The organism is Pseudomonas sp. GW821-FHT02H09 (assembly GCF_059421425.1).
In genome coordinates this window covers 125,927-148,403 of record NZ_JBWKVA010000015.1, presented here as the reverse complement: position 1 = coordinate 148,403, position 22,477 = coordinate 125,927, and the positions used below count along the sequence as shown (strand labels likewise).

Annotated in this window: 26 protein-coding genes and 2 pseudogenes; 13 read left to right on the top strand and 15 right to left on the bottom strand. The window is 54.5% G+C overall.

Translation table 11 applies throughout. The features are described 5' to 3' along the window. Positions 1-186 precede the first annotated feature (186 nt). From AC07VR_RS20425 to AC07VR_RS20415, 3 genes are all read right to left on the bottom strand, one after another. Positions 187-819: a hypothetical protein gene (locus AC07VR_RS20425; RefSeq protein WP_495012353.1), complete on the bottom strand. Its 633-nt coding sequence runs from the start codon at positions 817-819 to the stop codon at positions 187-189. A gap of 503 nt (positions 820-1,322) precedes the next feature. Next, positions 1,323-1,526, bottom strand: coding sequence for a hypothetical protein (locus AC07VR_RS20420; protein ID WP_495012352.1), 204 nt, complete (start codon positions 1,524-1,526; stop codon positions 1,323-1,325). 3 nt (positions 1,527-1,529) lie between these two features. Next, a complete protein-coding gene (locus tag AC07VR_RS20415; RefSeq protein ID WP_495012351.1) occupies positions 1,530-2,600 on the bottom strand; it encodes a DNA-binding protein in 1,071 nt (356 codons plus the stop codon). Positions 2,601-2,800: 200 nt separating this feature from the next. Between AC07VR_RS20415 and AC07VR_RS20410 the strand changes: the two genes are divergently transcribed. Then, complete coding sequence (locus tag AC07VR_RS20410; RefSeq protein WP_495012350.1) at positions 2,801-3,784, top strand: tyrosine-type recombinase/integrase; 984 nt, start codon at positions 2,801-2,803, stop codon at positions 3,782-3,784. Positions 3,785-3,787: 3 nt separating this feature from the next. Here AC07VR_RS20410 and AC07VR_RS20405 read toward each other — a convergent pair whose 3' ends face one another. After that, positions 3,788-4,240, bottom strand: a complete 453-nt coding sequence (locus AC07VR_RS20405) for a hypothetical protein (RefSeq protein ID WP_495012349.1) — start codon at positions 4,238-4,240, stop codon at positions 3,788-3,790. A 694-nt stretch (positions 4,241-4,934) separates the two neighbouring features. Next, complete coding sequence (locus AC07VR_RS20400) at positions 4,935-5,687, bottom strand: SDR family NAD(P)-dependent oxidoreductase (RefSeq protein WP_495012348.1); 753 nt, start codon at positions 5,685-5,687, stop codon at positions 4,935-4,937. 105 nt (positions 5,688-5,792) lie between these two features. Here AC07VR_RS20400 and AC07VR_RS20395 point away from each other — a divergent pair, with 105 nt between their 5' ends. Then, positions 5,793-6,716 carry a LysR family transcriptional regulator gene (locus AC07VR_RS20395; RefSeq protein ID WP_495012360.1) on the top strand — a complete coding sequence of 308 codons (924 nt, stop codon included), beginning with the start codon at positions 5,793-5,795 and terminating at the stop codon, positions 6,714-6,716. A 235-nt stretch (positions 6,717-6,951) separates the two neighbouring features. On the opposite strand, the pseudogene AC07VR_RS20390 reads toward AC07VR_RS20395, so the two are convergent. Continuing rightward, a pseudogene (locus AC07VR_RS20390) lies at positions 6,952-7,230 on the bottom strand (Lrp/AsnC family transcriptional regulator); the annotation flags it as partial. 159 nt (positions 7,231-7,389) lie between these two features. Between AC07VR_RS20390 and AC07VR_RS20385 the strand changes: the two are divergent. After that, positions 7,390-8,019 carry a LysE family translocator gene (locus AC07VR_RS20385; RefSeq protein WP_495012347.1) on the top strand — a complete coding sequence of 210 codons (630 nt, stop codon included), beginning with the start codon at positions 7,390-7,392 and terminating at the stop codon, positions 8,017-8,019. A 149-nt stretch (positions 8,020-8,168) separates the two neighbouring features. Here AC07VR_RS20385 and AC07VR_RS20380 read toward each other — a convergent pair whose 3' ends face one another. Further along, on the bottom strand, positions 8,169-8,726 hold the full coding sequence (locus tag AC07VR_RS20380) for a carboxymuconolactone decarboxylase family protein (protein WP_495012346.1): 558 nt from the start codon (positions 8,724-8,726) through the stop codon (positions 8,169-8,171). 104 nt (positions 8,727-8,830) lie between these two features. Between AC07VR_RS20380 and AC07VR_RS20375 the strand changes: the two genes are divergently transcribed. Then, complete coding sequence (locus tag AC07VR_RS20375; protein ID WP_495012345.1) at positions 8,831-9,739, top strand: cupin domain-containing protein; 909 nt, start codon at positions 8,831-8,833, stop codon at positions 9,737-9,739. Positions 9,740-9,920: 181 nt separating this feature from the next. On the opposite strand, the gene AC07VR_RS20370 is transcribed toward AC07VR_RS20375, so the two are convergent. Then, entirely contained in the window at positions 9,921-10,121 is a 201-nt protein-coding gene (locus tag AC07VR_RS20370) for a YbdD/YjiX family protein (protein WP_495012344.1), read from the bottom strand. A gap of 315 nt (positions 10,122-10,436) precedes the next feature. Here AC07VR_RS20370 and AC07VR_RS20365 point away from each other — a divergent pair, with 315 nt between their 5' ends. The 8 genes and pseudogenes from AC07VR_RS20365 to grxC all read left to right on the top strand — a co-directional run bounded on the left by AC07VR_RS20365 (position 10,437) and on the right by grxC (position 14,509). Next, the gene (locus AC07VR_RS20365; RefSeq protein WP_495012343.1) at positions 10,437-10,586 is read left to right on the top strand and encodes a hypothetical protein; all 150 of its coding nucleotides are present in this window, start codon (positions 10,437-10,439) and stop codon (positions 10,584-10,586) included. 206 nt (positions 10,587-10,792) lie between these two features. Then, entirely contained in the window at positions 10,793-11,425 is a 633-nt protein-coding gene (locus AC07VR_RS20360; protein WP_495012342.1) for a carbonic anhydrase, read from the top strand. A 68-nt stretch (positions 11,426-11,493) separates the two neighbouring features. Then, positions 11,494-11,970, top strand: a complete 477-nt coding sequence (locus AC07VR_RS20355) for a nuclear transport factor 2 family protein (protein ID WP_214383422.1) — start codon at positions 11,494-11,496, stop codon at positions 11,968-11,970. A 44-nt stretch (positions 11,971-12,014) separates the two neighbouring features. Beyond that, positions 12,015-12,567 (top strand): annotated as a pseudogene (gene wrbA, locus AC07VR_RS20350) (NAD(P)H:quinone oxidoreductase). A 128-nt stretch (positions 12,568-12,695) separates the two neighbouring features. Continuing rightward, positions 12,696-13,163, top strand: coding sequence for a cyanase (gene cynS / locus AC07VR_RS20345; protein ID WP_495012341.1), 468 nt, complete (start codon positions 12,696-12,698; stop codon positions 13,161-13,163). 169 nt (positions 13,164-13,332) lie between these two features. Next, positions 13,333-13,515 (top strand): DUF2790 domain-containing protein, encoded by a 183-nt coding sequence (locus tag AC07VR_RS20340; protein WP_495012340.1) that lies wholly within the window; start codon positions 13,333-13,335, stop codon positions 13,513-13,515. A 37-nt stretch (positions 13,516-13,552) separates the two neighbouring features. Further along, complete coding sequence (locus AC07VR_RS20335; RefSeq protein ID WP_110750121.1) at positions 13,553-14,215, top strand: carbonic anhydrase; 663 nt, start codon at positions 13,553-13,555, stop codon at positions 14,213-14,215. A 30-nt stretch (positions 14,216-14,245) separates the two neighbouring features. Then, positions 14,246-14,509, top strand: coding sequence for a glutaredoxin 3 (gene grxC / locus AC07VR_RS20330; RefSeq protein ID WP_495012339.1), 264 nt, complete (start codon positions 14,246-14,248; stop codon positions 14,507-14,509). An 18-nt stretch (positions 14,510-14,527) separates the two neighbouring features. On the opposite strand, the gene AC07VR_RS20325 is transcribed toward grxC, so the two are convergent. The 4 genes from AC07VR_RS20325 to AC07VR_RS20310 all read right to left on the bottom strand — a co-directional run bounded on the left by AC07VR_RS20325 (position 14,528) and on the right by AC07VR_RS20310 (position 18,721). Next, positions 14,528-16,600, bottom strand: coding sequence for a 2Fe-2S iron-sulfur cluster-binding protein (locus AC07VR_RS20325; protein WP_495012338.1), 2,073 nt, complete (start codon positions 16,598-16,600; stop codon positions 14,528-14,530). Positions 16,601-16,795: 195 nt separating this feature from the next. Beyond that, positions 16,796-17,476: a glutathione S-transferase family protein gene (locus tag AC07VR_RS20320; RefSeq protein WP_495012337.1), complete on the bottom strand. Its 681-nt coding sequence runs from the start codon at positions 17,474-17,476 to the stop codon at positions 16,796-16,798. Positions 17,477-17,508: 32 nt separating this feature from the next. Further along, on the bottom strand, positions 17,509-18,054 hold the full coding sequence (locus tag AC07VR_RS20315; protein WP_140678626.1) for a cysteine hydrolase family protein: 546 nt from the start codon (positions 18,052-18,054) through the stop codon (positions 17,509-17,511). A gap of 43 nt (positions 18,055-18,097) precedes the next feature. Beyond that, complete coding sequence (locus tag AC07VR_RS20310) at positions 18,098-18,721, bottom strand: DJ-1/PfpI family protein (RefSeq protein WP_495012336.1); 624 nt, start codon at positions 18,719-18,721, stop codon at positions 18,098-18,100. Between the two features lie 263 nt (positions 18,722-18,984). Between AC07VR_RS20310 and AC07VR_RS20305 the strand changes: the two genes are divergently transcribed. Then, positions 18,985-19,761 carry an alpha/beta fold hydrolase gene (locus AC07VR_RS20305; RefSeq protein ID WP_495012335.1) on the top strand — a complete coding sequence of 259 codons (777 nt, stop codon included), beginning with the start codon at positions 18,985-18,987 and terminating at the stop codon, positions 19,759-19,761. A 41-nt stretch (positions 19,762-19,802) separates the two neighbouring features. On the opposite strand, the gene AC07VR_RS20300 is transcribed toward AC07VR_RS20305, so the two are convergent. The 3 genes from AC07VR_RS20300 to AC07VR_RS20290 all read right to left on the bottom strand — a co-directional run bounded on the left by AC07VR_RS20300 (position 19,803) and on the right by AC07VR_RS20290 (position 22,468). After that, complete coding sequence (locus tag AC07VR_RS20300) at positions 19,803-20,714, bottom strand: LysR family transcriptional regulator (protein ID WP_495012334.1); 912 nt, start codon at positions 20,712-20,714, stop codon at positions 19,803-19,805. Then, on the bottom strand, positions 20,714-21,634 hold the full coding sequence (locus tag AC07VR_RS20295; protein WP_495012333.1) for a LysR substrate-binding domain-containing protein: 921 nt from the start codon (positions 21,632-21,634) through the stop codon (positions 20,714-20,716). Before AC07VR_RS20295 ends, AC07VR_RS20300 begins: the two co-directional genes overlap by 1 nt. A 204-nt stretch (positions 21,635-21,838) precedes the next feature. Then, positions 21,839-22,468 carry a glutathione S-transferase family protein gene (locus tag AC07VR_RS20290; protein WP_495012332.1) on the bottom strand — a complete coding sequence of 210 codons (630 nt, stop codon included), beginning with the start codon at positions 22,466-22,468 and terminating at the stop codon, positions 21,839-21,841. Positions 22,469-22,477: the final 9 nt, after the last annotated feature.

Sequence of the window (22,477 nt, the reverse complement as noted above, 5' to 3'; positions counted from 1 at the left end):
GTTGATACTCCGTAAAAATTCAGGGGCGCGATTACATAGGTAAAGATGGCGCCAAGGATGCCATATTGCCTCTACACGTGGTCTCGAAATTAATCTCTTCCGACGAGTGTCCAGACTCATTGGGCAAGTTCAGACAGAACCGCAGGTGCCAGTCTTCCGCAGATTAGGCGTAGAGGCATGTACGTCCTATCTATAAGTGTGTAAACCGCTCGATCCGTCTTGGACAGAATCAAATGTCCAATCGGCCAGCCCTTCACAGTCACGGGCAAGGTAGTCAGATGGTACGCCTACTCTTGGATCAGTCCCCACTGCCAATGCGGCAAGCCCTGCACTCTGGGCCGACGGGTTCAATCCATCCCACCAAGAGATACGGACAGCATGATTCTCACAGGCCAATGAAATTCGCAGCAGCATATCTTCAAGCTTTGCACCGCAACGGGAGCCTTCTTGTAGCGACTGACGCACCAGCTGACAGGTCTGGTCGCTTGACTCGTGCCAGGCGAAAACATACGCCCACCCTTGATCAGTGGGGGCCGTAAAAAATGTCAGTAAATCGAGCGCTTCAGCCTCTGGCCCCAGACCCTGGATCTTGCGCCCAAGAAAATCATAATCTGGGAAAAGCAGGCCTGTGGCTTGTATTGAGCAAGGGGAACTTGACCAAAAGACAATGAATCGGAATTCAGCAAAATTCCGCTGGGCGAGTGCCGCATCGTAGATGACTTTGTGCCAGTGGAGATGCTGAAAACCAAACGCCTGACCTTGAGCAGCATCCTGTAGTAATAGGCGGTTGGCTTCAGGCAAATCTGGGTGGTCGATCATAGCTGCCAGGGAGCGTGCGGCATTCTCTTTGACAAAGTACTCACGACAAACGCTGCGGTAGGCGTAAAGGGCAACCTGTTCATGATCGAATGTCAGTGGCCTGTCATCGATAGGCGCGAACAGCCTGTTGTCGTGGTGCTTGCACAGCCACGGAAGGTAGAAACCTTATTGATCCCCGCTTTCTTCAGTTGAGGCTTGCCCCCGGTAGCTCTCAACGTGGTGAGATCTGCGGAGACCGGTAAACGTGACCCTGTTCCTCGATCAGACTGAGCTGGCCGCCCTTCTGGATGGAATGCGCAGAGATGATGGCGTTGCAGCGGGCCCCATTTTCGTGATGGAGGCATCGCCCCCTGTTGCGCTGCTGCGCCATTGCTGCCTGATGCGCTTTAGTAAAGGACATGACGGTCTCTATGTATTGGTGCCTACTCAGAGGATGCATTCCGGCACTATAGGTCGCTAGATGCCCGGGGCACCTTTCAAACTGATAAGAGGGGCATGTTCTCTCAGGCTCTTACGGCCTTTCTATCTGCCGATGGGGCGGACGGCCATTGATATCTGGTGCCGGCAGCATCCAGCTTCATAATCGGAGCCAGGGCGCCGAATGGCTCAACCCTTTTTAAGAGCAGTTGGGATAGACGATGATGAGCGAACTTCCAACCTGAGGTGCCTTCATCATGGCTACGTGGTTTTCCTGTGATCTGATCCATGTTTCAACTCCTAGGTCGTTTCGAAGGCTTGGCGTGCCTGGCGATTTGCTTATCCTCTACTCCTGAGGAGGCATTGCTACCCTCCTCCAGGCCTGGCTCATCAACCCTAGCCTGCCGCAGTTGCTCATTCTCTTTCTGTGCAGTCGCCAGCAGCACCGCGGTTTCTTGCTCACGCAAATCGGCTACAGCGGCGGACTGGTGGAGTCCCTTAACTTCTTCACGCAGAGCTGAGATCTGCCCCATGAGGTGCTCGACCACCCCGGCGGACTTGGCCTCACCCTGGCGTAGTATCTCAACTTGAGAGTTAAGAGACTGAAGCAAGGCTTCCTGAGTATGCAGGGCTTTGGTTTGCTGTCTGGCTTCACCGAGCAGGCGTTCATTGTCGCGATTCAGTCGGGTCAAATCGTCCTGTTTCACGGCGATGGTCTCCCGCAACTTGCGCTGCTCAACTTGCATCTCGTGCAGTTGAGACTCGTGCTTGCGTTGATCCTGATCCCGCTGTTCCTTCGCCGCTTCCCGATAGTGCTGGAGCGCCCCACGGGCCTGGACGTGCTTTTCCTCCAGCGATTGGATGTGCTTGTCCTTCTCAGCAACTAGAGACTCTAGGTCGGTGCAGCGCTGACTGAGGCCTGCGTTACGGGTCAGCTCAGCCTGGAGTGAGGACTGGGTGGTTGCAAATTCAGCGATCTGCGTCTCTATCGCCGCCTGCTGGGTGGCCGAATTACGGTGAGCGGTAGCCAGCTCCGATTTGAGCACGATGACCTGGTTTTCCAGCGCGGCCCGCTGCAGGTCAAAAGCCGCGGTCGCCTGGGAGATTACTTCCTGGCTCTCCTCCATAAGCTGATCCAGCAGCGTTTGCACCATGCCGTTGAGCGCGTCGCCCATCCGTTCACGTGATGCCACAGGCTTTGGGTTGGAGGGTTCAAGCTCTTTCAAGTATCGAGAAATCGTTGTCTTGGAGCCCGTATTTCCGAGCTCGACGCGCACCGCGTCGATGCTGGGATTGGCTCCCCTGGCTAGCAACGCCTGACGCGCTATTTGCACAACAGCTTTATTGATTCCGCCTCGTGCCATGGGGAGGGACTCCTACGATTTCGTAATGTGTTACATGTCATGTAAATACATAACACTTTATAGAAATTTTACGCCGTTTGATCTCGATTTACTAGAAGCACATAATAGTGCTTTATAGCCTCTTGATTCTTTGTGGCGCCCGGAAAACCTCCAAGAGGCGTATGCAGGCGCAAACGCTCCGATTTTGAAGGCAAAGTACGATGGAAAAGGCAGATCGGTACCTCAGCGCCGGCACCCGGGAGAACACCCGAAAAAGCTACCGGGCGGCGATCGAGCACTTCGAGGTGACTTGGGGCGGGTACCTGCCCACGACCGGCGTGGGCGTCGTTCGCTACCTGGCGGAGTACGCAGACAAGCTCTCCATCAACACTCTGAAGCAGCGTCTGGCAGCCCTTGCGCAATGGCACATCACTCAGGGCTTCCCTGATCCGACCAAGACGCCTGACGTTCGCCAGATGATCAAAGGCATCCGGGTCGTGCACCCTGCAAAGGTTAAGCAGGCCGCCCCACTGCTGCTGAAGCATCTGGAACAAGCGGTCACATGGCTGGAAAGGGAAGCTGCAGTAGCCCTTGAACGCGGAGATTACAAATCGCTGGTGCGTCACCGTCGCTCGGTGGCGATCATCTTGATTGGATTCTGGCGTGGCTTTCGAGGCGACGAGTTGGCCAGGCTTACGGTGGAGGACACCCAAGCCATAATCGGTGAAGGCATTACCTTTTTCCTGCCCTACACCAAGGGTGACCGCCAGCATGAAGGAACTACGTTCCAGACGCCGGCGCTCGCCATGCTCTGCCCCGTGGAGGCCTACATTAACTGGATTACAGTTGCCGGGATTGCGAAAGGCCCAGTGTTCCAGCGAATTGATCGCTGGGGCAATCTGTCAGGCAAAGCCATGCAGCCGCATAGCCTGATCCCCGTGCTGCGCCGTATTTTCAAAGAGGCAGGATTGCCAGCGGAGCTATATAGCAGCCACTCGATGCGGCGAGGCTTCGCGACTTGGGCCTCTGCGAACGGCTGGGACATCAAGGGCTTGATGAGTTATGTGGGCTGGAAGGACATGAAGTCGGCGCTGCGCTATGTGGATGCGAGCGTGTCGTTCGGCGGAATTGCTTTGCGCGCGGCCCAGCGATCGCCCGACATCGAGAGTAAAAGGATTTCCGTTGATCACTCGCGCACTGATTGACGTCTAGTCGGCAGTCTCAAAAAGTTCTTTCAGAAAGCCGTGGAAGCAGTCATTCAGAATGATAGAGCACTCGGAAAACTTATCTGCAACCTCGCGAATCTGTTGGGCAGTCCATGGCTGCCCTGCCCTGAATAGCCTTGCCATGCCGTCAGCTTGGTCAGTTCCGGGCCTGCCATGTAGAAGGTTATTACGATCCACGACTAGATCAGCAAAGCGGGATGCACCATCAAACAGGCGCGCTTTTCCTTCACTGTCATCAAGTGATTGACTGAGTGCTATGAGCCTTTTGGAGATGGCACCTGCAGTCCTGGGGTTGAGCTCTGATAGAGCGCCAGGTTGAATTCGCTCGCAGATCCAGACCGCATTCCACTCTAGTATGCTGAAGGTGAAAACCGCTTCGCCCAGCGCCTGTGAGTACTCTGGATAGATGGGTTGTCGCAAGCGTGCGTCCTTCATGACTACCTCAAGATGTTAGGCCGGTTTCTTCCGGACGCGGTACATACCGCTCAATTGTAGAGACCGGATACGTCCGGCAAGCCCAGTTGTCTCGGAAATATTCGATTGAAGGCGCAGTCGGCCGGCGTCGCTCCTGGGGTGTTCCGGGCTCAAGGACATTACCCGTTGGGCGCTCGCTAGGATGGTCAGCCTTTGGCGTATCCGGTGAGGTAGGTGCCGTAAGGAAAGCAAACACAACAACGCAGACTACCCAAGCGGCCAGAACCCCGACGCCCGAGATGGCAGTCCGCTTGAATACTGTTTCAGAACGCCCAACCGGTATCGTTACCATCGCATCGTAATCGTCTGCCGATAGAAATCTATAAAGCTTGGTCTGCCACTGTTTACGTAGTCCGCGTTGCACAAGAATAAAATGCCAACCCGACCACGCAATGGTCACCACATACAGCCACACAATGATCATTACAGCCAAAATGAGCCAAGGATTGAGCGCAACGCTGATGCGTGCGACGGCGAGGCCAATGCCTACACCCGCCGCTGTTGTAATGGTGGTAACTGTCTGGCGGGTCTTCGTTATTCATTCTGAATTCTCAGCCGCTGCCGTGACCTAATTTGGTGTCCATTTCAAATCAATCCCGTTGTTAATAGATTGATCAGTAATGGGAAAGCTCACACTTTCCCAATACGTTCCGGATCAAATTTGGGCGATGCCGCCGTCGACAAATACTTCGCTGCCGTTCACGAAGCTGGAATCATCAGAGGCCAGGAATACTGCTACCTTTGCGACTTCATCTGGATCGCCAACGCGGCCCATTGGAATCAATGAAGCAAAGTGATCCAGCAGACCTTGCTGCTGTGCCGCGTCTGGGCCTGCCAATTCTACGAGGCCTGGTGTCTTGATCGGACCAGGGCTGAGAGTGTTCACGCGAATGTCCTGACCTTTCAAGTCGAGGATCCAGTTACGGGCGAAGGACCTTACAGCTGCTTTCGAAGCGGCGTAAACACTGAAATCTGGGGTGCCAACACTACCCGCGGTAGAGCCCGTGAGAATCACGGAAGCTCCCTTGGACAGCAGTGGCAGCGCCTTTTGGACCGTAAAAAGTACGCCCTTGGTATTTCGGCCGAAGGTGTCGTCGAAATGCTCTTCAGTGACATCTTTCAGATTTCTCATTTCACCGCCGCCAGCGTTCACGAACAGAACGTCAACACGACCGTGTTGTTCTTTCACCTGGGCGTACAACGCGTCCAATTGATCCAGCTTGGAGGAGTCGACTTGAACACCGGTTGCATTACCGACAGCCAAAACAGCAGCATCAAGCTCAGGTTTGCGCCGACCAGTGATGTAAACGTGAGCACCTTCCTTAGCGAAACGAATGGCAGTTGCCAATCCAAGGCCGCTGGTACCGCCGGTGACGATGGCGATTTTACCTTCAAGTTTGCGTGACATTTGACGTTCCTCAGGTTGGCGCAAGAAAGCGCATGACCAAAGAATATCGACGAACCCTGCCTTTCGAAATAGAATTGATTGCAAACCATCATTGCAGAAATGTCGATGTCAAAGATGCCAGATTTTGAAGGATTAGCGATGTTTGCAAAGGTAGCTGAGGAGCGATCCTTTGCGGCTGCTGCGAGGGTGATGGGTGTCTCCGTCGCAACGGTTTCACGAGGAGTTGGTCGCTTGGAAGAAAGGCTAGGTGCCCGTCTTTTAAATCGGACCTCCCGACAGCTCGCACTCACAGAATTTGGCCGCAGCATAGCGGAAAGCGCTAGTCGCCTGTACCGAGAGGCGGAAGAGACGGAGGGTATTGCACGCGAACTTTCGTCACAACCTAGAGGGCTCGTGCGATTGGCGATACCGATGACTTACGGCGTCCGCTGGGTTGCCCCGATTCTACCGGAATTTCTTCTCGCTTATCCCGAAGTGTCAGTCGATCTTCATTTGTCCGACGCGTCAGTCGACCTCATTGGGGAAGGCTTTGATGCTGCGATGCGGATCGCAATATTACCCGACTCATCTCTAGTAGCACGACGAATTAGCCGGGTTGCTCGGTATCTTGTGGCGTCTCCTAGATACCTTGAACAGCATGGTCACCCAAAACACCCTCATGATCTGGTAGGTCGAAATTGCTTGGGATATGCCTATCGAGCCCAGAGTGACGTCTGGCGCTTACTCAATAAATCAGGGGATGAGGTCAGCGTCTCCCCCAATGGCTCTCTGCGCGTCACAAATGTGGACGCCTTAATCCCTGCCGTACTTGCAGGAATTGCGATAGCTGAGCTTCCAGAGTTTGTCGCAAGTGAATATCTACGCGATGGAAGACTTCAAGTGGTACTGCCAGAGTGGAGCATGCAGGAGGGAGGACTGTATTTTGTGACGCCGACCGCTCGCACCCGGCCAGCCAAAGTGGATGTGCTAGCGGATTTTTTCATAGCCAAATTATCTGATCCGGCTTGGCGTTTGACTAATCGATCCTAGGCGAATACTAGCGAATTACAGAGCGTAGCGAAATTTCCGCCCCAACCCTGATACCTCTACGCCCAAAAATCACAAACAAGATTCGGAAAGAGTGAAGCTCGACCTCACCACTCTCCTAGCTGAAACGCCTGCGCAGTGTATCGATTTGGATTGGGAAAATTTGCCACCTATGGGCCGGGAGTTTCGATGACCTGCTACTAAGGCTGCTTTGTCCCTGACACCAGGAAGCTTCAGCCTCTGGAAGCGCCAGAACCGTCACTCGAAATTTTTCCGCCTCCACCTCATGATGACGTTCGACTTTTACTCCAACGAACACCGTCAGTCCCAACCCCACCGACTCTGCATCGAGCGTTGCCTGATAACCGCGGATGACTCCTGCCTCCTCCAGATTGCGCACGCGCCGCAAACAAGTAGAGGGAGAGAGACCGATCTCTTCTGCCAGTTGTACGTTAGTCAGTCGACCGTCTCGTTGAAGGGCGGCTAGGATGCCTCTGTCATCGCTATCGAGCTCTATTTGAGGATTTCGAAAATTTGGCATAGGCAAACCTTTTATAAAACTTCATCGGCATAAACTGCCAAAACAACCCGAGTATTGAGTTCAAAACGCAACCACCTGCCCTCCCCCCTTGGACCTAGAATTTATCTCCCTCACCACTCACTGAGCTGCTTCAGAATGGAAGATAAAGCGCTGTATCTCTTAGCCCTTTTAATGATCTTTTTAATGCCCGGCCCGGACATGATCCTGCTGCTGCAAACCGGCGCAAAACAAGGCAGAACGGCTGCATTGGCAACCGCACTGGGTTTGGCATTTGCGCGTGCCTGCCACGTCACATTGACCGCCTTGGGGCTGGCAACGATGTTCAAAGTTCTTCCCTGGACATTTGATGTCGTTAAATACGCAGGCGCTGCTTATCTACTCTGGATAGGGTTACAAATGTTTAAAAGCAGTGGCGCAAGCTCACCAACAGCTGTTGAGAATCCCGTTGCATCGCCATCCTTGAAGGCAGCTTTCCGGCGTGGTCTTCTGACTAATCTGCTCAATCCGAAAGCGTTACTGTTCAGCTCAATATTGCTACCACAATTCATTGACCCCAATCGCTCCTCCGTATGGGAGCAATTTGCCGTGTTAGGTATCGTCCTCGTAATTACAGGGCTTCTGTTCGACAGTATTTTTGCAACCGCCAGCGCATGGGTAGGCCGCTGGATGGAACGAAGCGCGCTGGCGCAACGCATTCAGCAATGGCTATTCGGTACTCTTCTCATAGGATTCTCCGTAAGGCTGGCACTGGTACAGCAAGCCTGAAACCCAATTATTGAAGAGCTTTTTCATTGGCTATTGCGGTACCAGCACATTCGCGCCGATACCGACGCGAAATTGCTGCATTGACCACTGGGGCGACTTTCAATTGGGCTAACCCGCCCAGACAAACGATCCAGTTGCCAACTTTTGGATTATTTATCCGACTGCCAGCTGTAACGGCTAAGCTCCGGATTGAGAGGGGTTTTAGCGAAAACATTGGCAAAGTTGCACAGGGTTGCCAGGCTCACTCCAAGGATTACTTCCAAGGCATTTCCCTCTGTGTAGCCCGCAGTTTTGAAAGCGTCGTAGGTTTGTTCACTGACGTTACCGCGCGTCGCGATTACTTCGCGGGCAAAGGCTGCCAAGGCTTCAAGCTTCACCTCCGGTATGGCTGTTTGTCCGCGCAGTGCGCCGACCACTTCATCAGACAACTTCGCCTTGTTCAACGCTACCGCAGTGTGACCCGCTACGCAGAAATCACAACCGTGATTGGTCGCAGCAATCAGCTGCACGACTTCACGTTCAGCTAAGCTCAGCTCAGCTTTGCCATTGAGGGCAGATACCGTGACGTACGTTTCCAATGCCGCTGGAGCATTTGCCAACACAGCCAGTAAATTTGGAATGAAACCAGAGTTTTTCTGGGCGTTTTCCAAGAAAGGTTTGGCTGCTTCAGGTGCAGTTTGCAATGTGTGGAGAGTGACACGTGCCATGAGATATTTTCCTGCGAATTGAATGTCCGGCAAGTCTGTTGGCAACACGAATTTACAACCACTCTCCTGAGTAGCGTTTACCTGCCTCTGAGTATTTTCATTAGATGATTTCGTCCAGCCCGCTGATTGATTGGTTATTAGAAAGTCTTGAGCTAGAGGCCAACCTCTTTCATGTTGGCCGTTACTGTGGAGGATGGCATGCCAGCACCTACGGCTCTGCACGATCCAGTTTTCATTTGGTCGTACAAGGCAATTGTTGGCTACATATCAATGGACAGAATCAGGCGCAGCAACTGAATGCAGGAGATGCTGTGTTTTTGTTGCGTGATCAGAATTATCGGTTGTCCAGTGCCGAAGAGGCTAATACCGCCCACCGTCTACCTCGCAGAGAAATGACAAAGCTGGATAGCGAGTCCGTGGACGGTGTGGGGCTGGTATGCGGCTTCTTTTACTTCAAGTCCGGGTTGTCATCACTGATCATCGAGGGGTTGCCGGACTGGATAATTCTACGGGCTGGGGATCCGTCGCTGAGTGCTGCCCGCGCCCTGTTCGATTTGATCCTGGATGAATGCCAGCAAGCCTCACCCTCCTCTGCATTGTTGGAGCGTCTAAGCCATCTGCTATTTCTGTATGTGTTACGCCAACAGGTAATGGAAAATCATAACCTAGGGGGCTTGGTGGCCCTTGCTCGACATCCGGTCTTTGCCACATTACTGGACCAATTAATTGAGTACCCAGCGCGCTCATGGTCTTTAGAGAGTATGGCGGCGTGTACCGGGCTTTCTCGCTCGGCGTTTTTCATAAAATTTAACGAACTGGTAGGCCAGTCGCCGGGGCAAGTGCTACTAGCGCTGCGAATTCGCCATGCCTGTCAATTACTGAAGAACAACCAGACAGTGGAGACGGTGTGTGCAGCTGTGGGCTACCAGTCGATTTCCGCGTTTTCTCGCGCTTTCGCCAAATCGGTGGGCATGCAACCAGGAGCCTATCGAAAAAATTATGAAGGCCGTTGAGCTACTTTCGGATGGAATCCACCCGTATGGAGTTGGGCACCCTATCGGCAGCACGACAGCTACAGTCACACCGTCGGTGACTGTTGTGAGGAGGATTGGTGAAAAACTTTTTCGCTCAAAGCGATCGCCATCAGAATCTTGTGGCGAAACAACTTTTTGCTTCAACGCTCCGAATGAATGGTCAGCAGCAGCGCGTTGTACATTTTCCATTGCCGTAGCGAGCTTTCTGACGCTCGCGAAAGAGTTCCGAATACGTCATTACCGGCTGGTCCGGATGGTTGATACCCATTTGGGCCACATAATTGTCGTAATCGGGTACACCTACCATCAATCGCGCGCTCTGGCTCACCGACTTCAGCGCGGTCTGTAATGTGCTGAACAAAACAACTCTCTCTGTTTGGAGGGGGACTGATGCATCAAACCGCAGTTATATATCTGGAATGTGTCTGAGCTTTTCTATTTCTAAGTACGTCCAGAATCGCGCGTCACGTTGTCAGTTAACGCTAAGGCGAACAACGGGCCAGTAGGTAAGCGGCGCTATTTAATTCGGGCCGTCTGCCCGGAAATCATGTTTTCCAAGCAGCCGGCAAGTGCAGCCTATTTCTGCAAGTTAACCGGCGGCTCACCCTTCTTGACGATGTAAGGTGGTCTACGCGCGGACCCCGTTCCGATGAGTCTCCCGCCCCTCGATCTATCCATGTCATGGATTGCCACGCTGGACAACGATCCAGGCGAGCGTTGGTTACGCTCCCGCATTGCTGATTATTTGAGCGAAAAAAGTGGAACATTGCTCGAAATAAGTGCAAAAAAAAAGCGGCTTAAAATTTCCGTCAATAATTCAGGTTAACCAAGCCTAATTATTGCAGTAATTGATGAACGAAGTCACGACTCACCCTCCAGCCTTACATAGATAGCATGAAAGCTCAGCAGCATTAGACTTATCCCATATAATAAATAAATCATTGCTCCCTCTTATTCTTGGACGATATTTAGCAAGACCTCTAGCATTGGTCTTCGCAATTTCACCCAGACACTTAACGCCGGAACTTGTACATGAAAGAACTCATCGAAGGTTTCATCAAGTTTCAAAAAGAAATTTTTCCGCAGCGAACGGACCTTTTCAAATATCTCGCCACTACCCAAAATCCAAAAACGTTATTTATCACGTGCTCCGATAGTAGAGTCATTCCGGAGTTGCTCACACAGCAAGAGCCCGGAGAGCTATTCGTTATACGCAACGCTGGGAACATAGTTCCATCCTATGGTCCACAACCGGGTGGTGTCACCGCCTCTGTCGAGTATGCCGTTGCGGTACTCGAGGTCCATGACATCGTCATTTGCGGTCACTCGGATTGCGGAGCAATGACGGCGGTTTCCAGTGGCAAATCATTGAATCATTTACCGGCAGTGGCGGCCTGGATGAGCTATGCGGAGTCGGCGAAGGTAATGAACGCGACCCGTACCCACGCATCCGACAAAGAACGTGTCAGCTCAATGGTTCGGGAAAATGTTATCGCTCAGCTCTCCAACCTGAAAACCCACCCCAGCGTCAGATTGGCTCTGGAACAGAAAAAGCTGAATCTGCATGGTTGGGTCTATGACATCGAAACAGGGTCCATCGTCGCGCTCGATGGCAGAACCAACAAATTCGTTCCATTGGCGGAGTTTCCGGAAACAACGGCATAGGGCTCACCTGCTCCCTAAGCACATTGCCTGCTTGACCACGATGTCCCCACACGTTTGGAGTGAAAATCATGGCTGAATCTGAAACGCGTCCCCCACTACCCCCTTTCGATCGTGAGTCGGCAATTCTCAAAGTCCGGCTTGCAGAGGATGGCTGGAACTCCCGCGATGCAGAAAAAGTTTCACTGGCTTACACAACTGATACCAAATGGCGAAATCGAGTCGACTTCGCAGTAAACAGGGCTGAAGCTGCAGCATTCCTGACCCGAAAATGGAACAAAGAACTGGACTATCGACTGATCAAAGAGCTGTGGGCATTTACCGATAACCGCATCGCGGTACGTTACGCCTACGAATGGCACGATGACTCCGGTAATTGGTATCGCTCATACGGAAACGAGAATTGGGAGTTTGCTGAAAACGGACTGATGGCTCATCGGTTTGCCTGCGTCAATGACATGCCAATCAAAGAGTCGGAGCGAAAATTTCGTTGGCCGTTAGGCCGTCGCCCTGACGATCATCCAGGTCTTTCTGATTTAGGCCTGTAACAACCGGCGTTCGACAGATGATGTAGCGAAACGAGGAAGTGAAGATGGTCAAGATTCTGGTTCTCTATCATTCGATGTACGGCCATATCGAAATGATGGCGCAGCATGTAGCTCAGGGTGCTAGCAGCGTCCCGGGGGGGTGAAGTCACGGTAAAGCGTGTTCCTGAAACCATGGATCCTGAGGCATTCAAAGCTGCACATGGCAAAACTGACCAGGCGGCTCCAGTGGCAAACCGTGCTGAATTGTCTGGCTATGACGCCATCATATTTGGCACGCCTACCCTCTTTGGCAACATGTAAGGACAGATGCGCAACTTCCTCGATCAGACTGGCGGCCTGTGGGCTAGCGGAGCACTGGTTGGCAAGGCCGCAAGTGTATTTACATCAACGGGTACTGGCGGTGGCCAAGAGATGACCATCACCTCGACGTGGACGACACTTGCTCATCACGGCATGGTCATTGTGCCTATCGGTTATTCCGATCCAGCCTTATTCGATGTATCGCAACCAGGCGGCGGTACCCCCTATGGGGCATCCACCATTTCAGGTGCTGATGGATCCCGCCAAATTCATGAACGCTCCGACCTGCATCTATAGGAACGACTTATGCGCAGGATTGTATATCGGTCTTGGACGCTATCGAGCAACCAGCAGAACATTGCTTCACACCCAAGCAACACCAACCTGGCAAACAGCCAACAAGCAAACCCGATAGGAGAAACACCATGCAACAGTCCCACGCTTACAACGACACCAGCCTCGAGCTGACCGCGAAAATCCTCGACGCCAAGGCGCGCAAAAACTTGTCCTTCGAAGACATGGCTCAAGGCACCGGCCTCGGTCTGGCTTATGTCACTGCCGCCCTGCTCGGCCAGCATCCACTGCCTGAAGCCGCTGCCAAAGTGATCGGCGAAAAACTGGACCTGGACGCCGACTCGGTCGCCGGTCTGCAAATCATCCCACTGCGCGGCAGCCTGTCGGGTGTTCCAACAGATCCGACCATCTACCGCTTCTACGAAATGATCCAGATCTACGGCACCACCTTGAAAGCCCTGGTTCACGAGCAGTTCGGCGACGGCATCATCAGCGCGATCAACTTCAAGCTCGACATGAAGAAAGTCGAAGACCCGGAAGGCGGCCACCGTGCAGTGATCACCCTCGACGGCAAGTTCCTGCCACTGCGTCCTTTCTAAGGATGCAACCGGGCCTGTAAATCGGCCCGCAGCCTTGCGGGCCTGCTTCAAAAAATTTCTAAACCCTTTTCGATCAATCACCACATTTGAATGGAGGATTCGTCATGAAAAAATTCTGTTTCTCGCCCTGTCCCTGACGGCTTCGCTGTCAGCCTACGCACAGGAAGCTGTGGTAGCACCTGAGGCCGTTCCATATGCGTATGGCATGCACTTGGATATCGCCAAAGTCATTCACATCACCCCGACGGCTGATGTCTGTGGCCCGACGCCAGTGCAAATGACTTACCGCGATTCGCACGGTGAAACCCACATCCTGGAATACAGCGTGATCGGTAGCGGCTGCACCAACTAATTGTCACTCACTCAACACTCAATGAAAGGTAAACATCATGAAAGCGCTCATCGAAGGTTTTTTGAAGTTCCAAAAAGAAGCATTTCCGCAACGCACTGACCTGTTCAAACACTTGGCCACCACGCAACATCCAGGCACGTTGTTCATCACCTGCTCCGACAGCCGTGTTGTACCGGAACTGCTGACGCAGCAAGAGCCTGGCGAACTGTTCGTGATCCGTAACGCTGGCAACATCGTGCCGTCCTACAGCCCGCATTCCGGTGGTGTGTCTGCCACGGTCGAATACGCCGTCGCCGTACTGGGCGTGACCGATATTGTGATCTGCGGCCATTCCGATTGCGGTGCCATGACCGCTGTCGCCAAGTGCAAGTGTATGGATCACTTGCCTGCGGTCGCCGGCTGGTTGCAACATGCCGAGTCGGCGAAAGTCATCAACGAATCGCGTCCTCACGCCAGTGAAGCCGCCAAAGTCAGTTCCATGGTGCGTGAGAACGTCATCGCCCAACTGGCCAACATTCAGACTCATCCAAGCGTGCGCCTGGCTCAGGAAAAAGGTCTGGTGAATCTGCATGGCTGGGTCTATGACATCGGCACCGGTTCAATCGACGCCCTGGACGCCGACAACAAGACCTTCAAGTCACTGGTCAAGCATCCGAACACCGTTGCCGTTCATGCCCGTCCAGCAAAAGCTGTTGCCTAAATCAGCCTCTAATTTTCAGGAGCACTCAACATGCTTGAAGTCACTATGTACACCACCACGACCTGCCCCTACTGCCGTAATGCCAAGCGTTTGCTCGATGCCAAAGGGGTTGCGTACAAGGAAATCGATGTGCGCTCAGTCGACGTGAAGAACGAAATGGTCAGCCGAAGCGGTCGCCATACCGTCCCGCAGATCTTTTTCGGCAACTGGCACGTTGGCGGCTTCGATGACTTGGCTCAACTTGAAAGCGAAGGCGGCATCGACCAGGTACTCAACCCGCGCATGGCGGGATGAGCACCGATGACGGCCAGTTCACAAATCCAGCACCAGGGGGGCGTCGCCCTCCTTGGCTTGCGCTGGCACCGCACAGCAAATCAGTACTTCCCCTTCGGCCGGCATCTCAGCCGGCAGGTTCAGATAATGCACTTGGCCACTGACCAATCGGGTCCTGCATGTACCGCACGATCCGCCCCGGCAACTGAAGTCCGGGTTCAGGCCACGGCTCTCGGCCAGTTCCAGTAAACTCCCACCACCCGGCTCCCAACGAGCTTCCTTCGCCGATGCCGAAAACAGCACTTTGACCGGGCTGCTTGCCGCGGGTATCTGCTCGACCGCCGGGGTTAAATGATCCCGTTGGCGAACCAGGGTCGAAGGACCGAAAGTCTCCGCGTGAATACGATCATCGCCAATACGCAACTGACGCAGGCCGTCGTACAGCGCCTGGGTAAAAGCACCAGGGCCACACAGGTAAAAGTCGTAATCGTCCAGGGGCAGCAATGCCTTGAGCAGTTCGACATCCACACGCCCCGCCACTTCAAAATCCTCACCAACGCGAGCATGAGTTTCCGGCTGACTGAGCAGACGCAGCGCACGAACTTTATCCTTGGCACGGGTCGCCAGTTCGTACAGCTCATCGCGAAACCCGAGTTCACTCAGGCTGCGCGCACTTTGGATGAACCAGGTCGGTCGAGTGCGACGGATACGTTCGCCTTCATAAATCACTTCACGCAGCATCGACAACAGTGGCGTCACGCCCACGCCCGCGGCCAGCAAAACCAACGGTCGATATTCATCGGCTTGCACCGTGAAGCGCCCTTGAGGGGCACGGGCTTCAACCAGATCCCCTACCTTAACGCGGTCGTGCAGATGCGACGAGATGAGTCCGTCACGCTTGACGCTAATACGGAAAAAACTGTCCGACGGCGCACTCGACAGGCTGTAGGTTCTGACCAGAGGCGCCTGTCCTTCAGCAAGGCAAAAGCGCACCGGCAGATGTTGGCCAGCCTCAAACCGCGGTATGCCCGCGCCATCGGCCGGTTCAAAATAGAAGGAGCGAATGGAGCTGCTCTCGTCAACGATCCGCGTCACCCTTAGCGGTCGCCATTGATCACGCAGGTTATCGGCTTGCAATCGGCCCTCAGCTTGCTCCCAACTGCCCGTCATCAGGCTGTTAGGCGAAAAACCTTCAAACCGCCAACGTAGGGCCAACACAGCCTGACGTCGAACCACCTGTTCCACGGTCAGTGTCCAGAGCCGCTCAGCCCCCTGAAAGGCGGCAATCTCCGGCCCCTCGAGAATGATCTCGGTACGCCCGCTGACTTGCAGCATGTCGCCTGTTTCAAAATCGATGAACACCAGCCCTGCGCGCGGGTTGAGCAGGAAATTACCCAAGGTGTTGAAGTGCAGGTTGCCAGCGAAATCGGGAATCGTCAGCACGTTGCCTTCGATCCTGACGAAACCTGAATTGCCTCCCCGGTGAGAAACGTCCACCGAGCGCCGGGATGCATCGCCATCCAGATCGACGTAGCTGGCGAGGAAAAAGGTATCGGCCTTGCTGATGGTCGACTTCGCGGCTTCATCCAGTTCGCTGAGACATTCGGCCGCTACGTTTGCTGAGGCTTGGCCAAGGCTGACCGGCTCAACGCCTCGCAACTGAATGTATTGCGGGCAGTTGCCGAAAGTGTGCACCACAGAAACGGTAAAACCGCCTGACGAGGCGGTGCTGATGTTGCCGTTCATGCGATTGCGCCTTCGGGTCTTCAGGTCAATGCCCAGCAGTCCCACCGCAGCGCCTTGCTTAAGGGCCGCCCTAACTGGATCACCCTCGGCGGGCAGGCGGTCGAGTTGCAGCACACGCGGATCGGGTGAATGGATGAAGCCAGGGGGGCCTTCGATCAACGTGGCCCAAGGCATCCCTTGTTCATCGACCGCGCCCACCACCAGGTAAGGCAACTGGTTGTAAAACAATCGATGCTGATCAGGCATGTAGTCACGTACGACCTTGCGTCCAAATATCTCCATTTGATCGGCGACGCCGACGCTTTCCTGCAACTCACGCTCACCCGCATGCCAAGGGGATGCTCCTGGCGCGTCCGACTGATTCATGATCACCTCTACGCATTCGTAAACAGGTGCCCTTCACCCGCCGCCCGGCGAGGAATGGTTGAATCCCCGGCAGCGGGGTCTAATACGCAGTTGCCGGTGATCATCAACTCTGCGCTTTGCAACCTCATGAAGCTCGAGACAGACCCTGCACGCACTTCGAGCAACCTGGAATCGCCTAAGTGGGTAGCGACCCCGCTATGGAAGCCCATAAAGCTTTTTTCTGTCTTGATCAGTTTGACCAGATGGACGAATTTGCTCCCCTTTAGCGTAGGCCCGAACCACTGCTGGGCGCGTGCTGATTTTTTCTAGCCAAGCGGCGACGTTAGGATAACCATCGAGCGTCATTCCTTGCTTGTCATGTTGTAGCATCCAAGGATAGATCGCCATATCGGCAATGGAGTACTCGCCGGCGACGTAAGGTCGTTCGCTCAATTGCTGCTCCAGAACGCCATACAAACGTTCGGTCTCTTTACTGAACCGTGCCACGGCGAGCGGTACATGTTCAGAGGCGTAATTAAGGAAGAACACTGCCTGTCCCAATATCGGCCCCAGGTTCGCCGCTTGCCAGAACAGCCACTGCATGACTTCAGCCGCCCCTTTCGCATCGGCGGGGATGAATTGCCCGCGGCGCTGAGCCAAGTACAACAAAATCGCCCCTGACTCAAAGACCGATACACCAGTCTCTCTGTCGACTATCGCTGGAATGCGCTGATTGGGTGAAATTCGGGTGAACTCAGTGGAAAATTGCTCACCATTGCTGATATTGACGGGATGCGCGACGTAGGGATGTTCCGATTCCTCAAGAAAAATGGCGACCTTCTGCCCGTTGGGGGTTGGCCAGTAGTAGTAATCGACAGCATTGGAAAGATTGAACATTGGGTTACCTTTTTCGGCAGCAGAATGAAAACCTAGGCCACATACTCGTCAGTGCTCAGCACTTCGGCGTACCCGAACTTCAAAGCGGCCATGAACGCCGCATGCACCAGATGTGCAGGAACCTTGACGTCGTTGAATTCCAGGTCGTGGGTCGTACAGGCATCGTGAATAACTGTCGCCTCAAACCCGAAGTCGTCAGACGCGCGGGTGACAGCATCGATGCACATGTGGCTCATGTTGCCGACCACGGTGACCCGTTCAATCTCGTTGTGTTCAAGCACTTCGAGCAGTTCCGTTTCGCGGTATGGGTTCATGAAGTGTTTGACGATGACCAACTCGTCCCCAAGATTGCGCACCTTCTCGTGCAATTGCGCGCCGTCGGATCCTGGAACAAAAAACGGTGCATTAGGGGCTAAAGTCTCGTGACGGATATGGATGACTAAGTCACCCCGCTCACGTGCTGCTCCAATCACACGAGCCGCATTGTCAGCGGCCGAGTCAGTAGCGTTGAGTTCCCATTTGCCGCCGGAAAAATAGTCGTTCTGAATATCAACGACGATGAGTGCTGTGTTAGTCATATGGTTACCTTGGTAAAAAGTCGATCGGAGTTGGTGGATCATTTCAGGGCACTTGCGGCGTTTCGTACCAACCACGGTCGGGGGTGGCGAAGCGCATCTTCTTGCGGATAAAAGCGGCATTTTCGACGCTCGTTATTTTTTCGAGCAGTACGAATGCAACTTCGGTGGCAGTGCCCGGCCCGCTTGAAGTGATGATCTGGTCATCGACAACCACGGGGCGATCGACAAAGCGTGCACCGGTTTCCAACAGTTGGTTTTTCCGCTTGCCGCCCTCCTGGTGGTAGGTCGTGGCGTTCCTGTCACGCAGCACGCCGGCCACGCCCAGGCACACGGAAGACACGCAAACGCTGGCAACGTGTTTACCGGCTTCGACGAAATGCCGGATGGTCGCCAGGAAGGGTTCGCTCAAGGCTTCCTCGTAAAAACCCGACGGTTCAAAACCACCCGGCAGTGCCAAGGCATCGAAGCTGCTCACGTCCAGATCGCTCAATAAAAAACTCGGATTGAGCGTGAGACCAAAGGTGGTCACGATCTTTCTGCGAAGGCCGGCGTTGACCAGTTCCACAGGGTGATCACCCAGCAGGTTGGCCCAGCCAAGCACATCGGTAAAAGCGGCCATTTCCAGAGGCTCTACGCCGTTGGCCAGTAACATAAGCACGCGTTTCATCGGTCATGAGCCTCTGCTGTACAGCATGGAAGAGTGTGTGTGCTTATGCTCCGCCTTAACCGCGATGTAGAGAACGACCACAAAATACAATCCACTATTTCGCTCACTGAAATGCCCGAACGGCGCTTGTATCCGTTTGTAGCTCAGGCGATTTCAGACATATTTCCATGCGCCGGGCGGGCAAGTCAGACACATACGAGACACAGCATCCGGTTCAAATGGCCCTGTCGCTTCACTCCTCCCACCCCGTACAGGAACACCCGATGAACAAGTTATTCGCAGGACTGGGACTTGCCACAGCCATGGCCAGCGCCACTGCTGCGCTGGCGGCCCCCGTTAAACCAACGGTTGTGCTGGTGCACGGCGCCTTCGCCGACTCCAGCAGCTGGAACGGCGTGGTCAAGATTCTGGAAAAAGACGGCTACCCGGTGATCGCGGCTTCCAACCCGCTGCGCAGCCTCAAAGGCGATGCGCAATCGGTGGCTGATGTACTGAAAAGCATCAAAACCCCTGTGGTACTGGTTGGTCACTCCTACGGTGGCCCGGTGATCAGCGCAGCCGCCTACGGCAATGCCAACGTCAAGGCGCTGGTTTACGTCGCGGCTATCGCGCCTGAAGCCGGTGAATCCACCGCCGACCTGACGGGTCGTTTACCGGGTAATACCTTGGGGCAAACCCTGGCTCCACCGGTTGAATTGGCCAATGGTGGAAAGGATCTGTTCATCCAGCAGGACAAGTTCCACGATCAGTTCGCCGCCGATGTGCCGAATGCTGACGCAAAATTGATGGCAGCGACCCAACGTCCCGTGACCGTAGCTGCGCTAAATGAAGCCTCGAGCGAACCCGCCTGGAAAACCATTCCGTCGTATTTCGTCTATGGCGACAAGGACAAGAACATCCCTGCGCAAGCCCAGGTGTTCATGGCTGAGCGGGCACACGCCAAGAAGACTGTCGTAGTCAAAGGCGCGTCCCATGTGGTGATGGTGTCCAATCCGAAAGTCGTTGCCAGCCTGATTGAAACAGCTGCCACTGCTAAGTAATGACTAGCAGTGACCTCCGCTGTTGAGTGCGCTGCAAGCGTTCAAAGAACATCCGGCTGCATGGCCGGATGCTCGCGCAGGCCGTCGACGATGTGGTCAACAAAACTGCGCACCCGCATCGAGGCCTTGCGCCCTTCGCGGTACACCACGTGCACCGGCAGCGCCGGTAACTCATAGGGCTGCAACACACGCCGCAATCGCCCAGTGTTCAAATACTCGTACAACGGATAGCTAAGACAACGGGTAATGCCGGCGCCATGAGCGGTTGCATCGATGGCCGCCTGTACTGTCGCGCAACTGATCCGTGTCCGGGCTTTTAAGTGATTCACCTCACCGTCGTGGTGGAAGTCCCACTGGACCCAGTCTCGATAAGCATGGGTGGCGACCAGTCGATGATTTTGCAGATCCTCAGGTACGCCGGGCTCACCGTGAGCAGCCAGATAAGCAGGGCTGCTGCATACCATCGAGCGTACATAGCCCACCTGTCGTGCGATCAATGACGAACTTGGTAGATTGCCGATCAGCACCGCCACATCGATGCCCTCTTCATTCATGTTCGGAAAACGATCATGGTATTGCGCAAAGACTTTTACCTCAGGATACAGACTCATGTAGTCCGTCAGAATCGAGGTCATGACATAACGACTGAACAGCAAAGGCATCAGCACCGTGAGATTGCCTTGGGCCTGAACGTGTAAGCCCTTGGCCGAAGCCTCTGCGTCTTCGATGGCCTTGAGAATGCGTGAACAATCGACCATGAAGCCGGCGCCGGCCTCGGTCAGCGACACCCCGCGGGTGCTTCGAAGTAACAGAGGCACGCCAAGACGTTCCTCCAGCCGTGCAATGGCGCGAACGACCGTAGGTCCGGACACATCGAGACGACGGGCCGCAGCAGCCAGACTGGGGTGCTCCGATAACGCTTCGAACATCAGCATTTCATGGTAGCGATCCATCAGTTGGAACCCTTCGCCGCAGCCTTGAGCGCCGAATCCTTGCCGAGTCGATCCGCGAGAAAATCCACGAAGGTACGAACCTTTGCCGGTATTCGGGTGCTCTTGAGGTAGACCACTTGAATGGGCAGCGCAGGCGGTTCGAAGTCCTCCAGCACCAATTCCAGTTCGCCAGCCGCCACCTGTCTGGCCACCTGATAGGACAACACCCGCGTCACGCCCCAGCCCAGGCTGGCGATATTGATCGCGGCCTGATTGGCGGTGACCACCAATCGCGGTTCGAATCGAAAGCTCAGGGCGTTGCCGTCGTTGACGAATTGCCAGTCGCTCAGCAAATGGCTGGCCGAAGACATGACGATGTTGGCGGTACTGAGTTCTCCGGGATGACGCGGCCTGCCGTAGCGTTCGAAATAATCGGGGGTACCGCAGATCACCTGGCGTACTTCGCCGACTTTGATGGCGTGCTGATTGGTCTCGTGCAAATGACCAATGCGGATGGCCACATCGATACCCTCATCGGCCATGTTCACCACACGGTCAACCAGCAAGGCATTGAGATGCACCGAGGGATATTGATCTACGTAGTCGGCCAGCAGCGGCGCAATGTACAACTCACCAAACAGCACCGACGCGGTCACGGTTAAATGCCCGCACGGTATCGAGTAACTACCAGCAGCCGCTTCCTCCGCCTCGTCGATATCACTGAGGATACGCCGACAATCCTCGAGATAGCGTTGACCCGCTTCGGTGAGATGCAGGCTGCGAGTGGTTCGAGAAAGGAGCTGTGTGCCGATTCGCTCCTCCATCGCGGCGATGGCACGGGTCACGCTGGGGGGAGAGATATTCAACAGGCGGGCGGCGGCGGCAAAGCCTTCTTCCTCGGCTACGGCCATGAATATCTGCATTTCTTGAAAACGATCCATAGTCGCCCCTGTCTTGATGAGAGGACAGCGAGGTATCTGGCCGCTTGCGCGGGAAGACCTGATTGCCAGTATCGTCGGCTACAGCGACGTTCGCACGCGCCGTCGGGCTGGCTGCATGTACGTAAAGCGTCCTGGGAGAACTGCGAAACAGATGAAAAGGAACTGGCCGGAATTATTCTCCCGGCAAGCTCCTTCAGAATCGAGTCAAGCCTCTTGCAAGCCTACAGCAGTACGTTGCATGCCAACGAAGTTCGGCAACCCTTCGATGCTGCTCAACCAGGCACGGACATTCGGGTATTCAGTCAGCGCCACGTTACCTTCCGGTGCGTGGGACACGTAAGTGTAGGCAGCAACATCGGCGACGGTCGGCTTGTCGCCGGCCAGGAATTTGCTCTGACCCAGCTCCTCCTCCATGATCTTGAGCAGGGCATGAGAACGTTTGATCGTATCTTCGGCGTCAAAACCGGCACCAAACACGGTGATCAATCGCGCGGCGGCAGGACCCGAACTGATTTGACCGGCGGCCACCGACAACCAGCGTTGAACCTTGGCTTGCTCTACCGGATCGGTCGGCAGCCATTGGCCCTTGCCATATTTGGCGGCGAGATAAACCACGATGGCGTTGGAGTCTGCCAGGACGGTGCCGTTGTCATCGATCACCGGCACTTGGCCAAAGCGGTTGAGAGCCAGGAAGTCAGGCGTTTTGTGCGCGCCCTTCATCAGATCCACGAATACCAGTTCGGTTGGCAGTCCCAGCAGGGACAGCATCAGTTCGACCCGATGAGAGTGGCCAGACAAAGGGTGACGATAAAGTTTGATCGCTTGCTGGGACATGACGTGCTC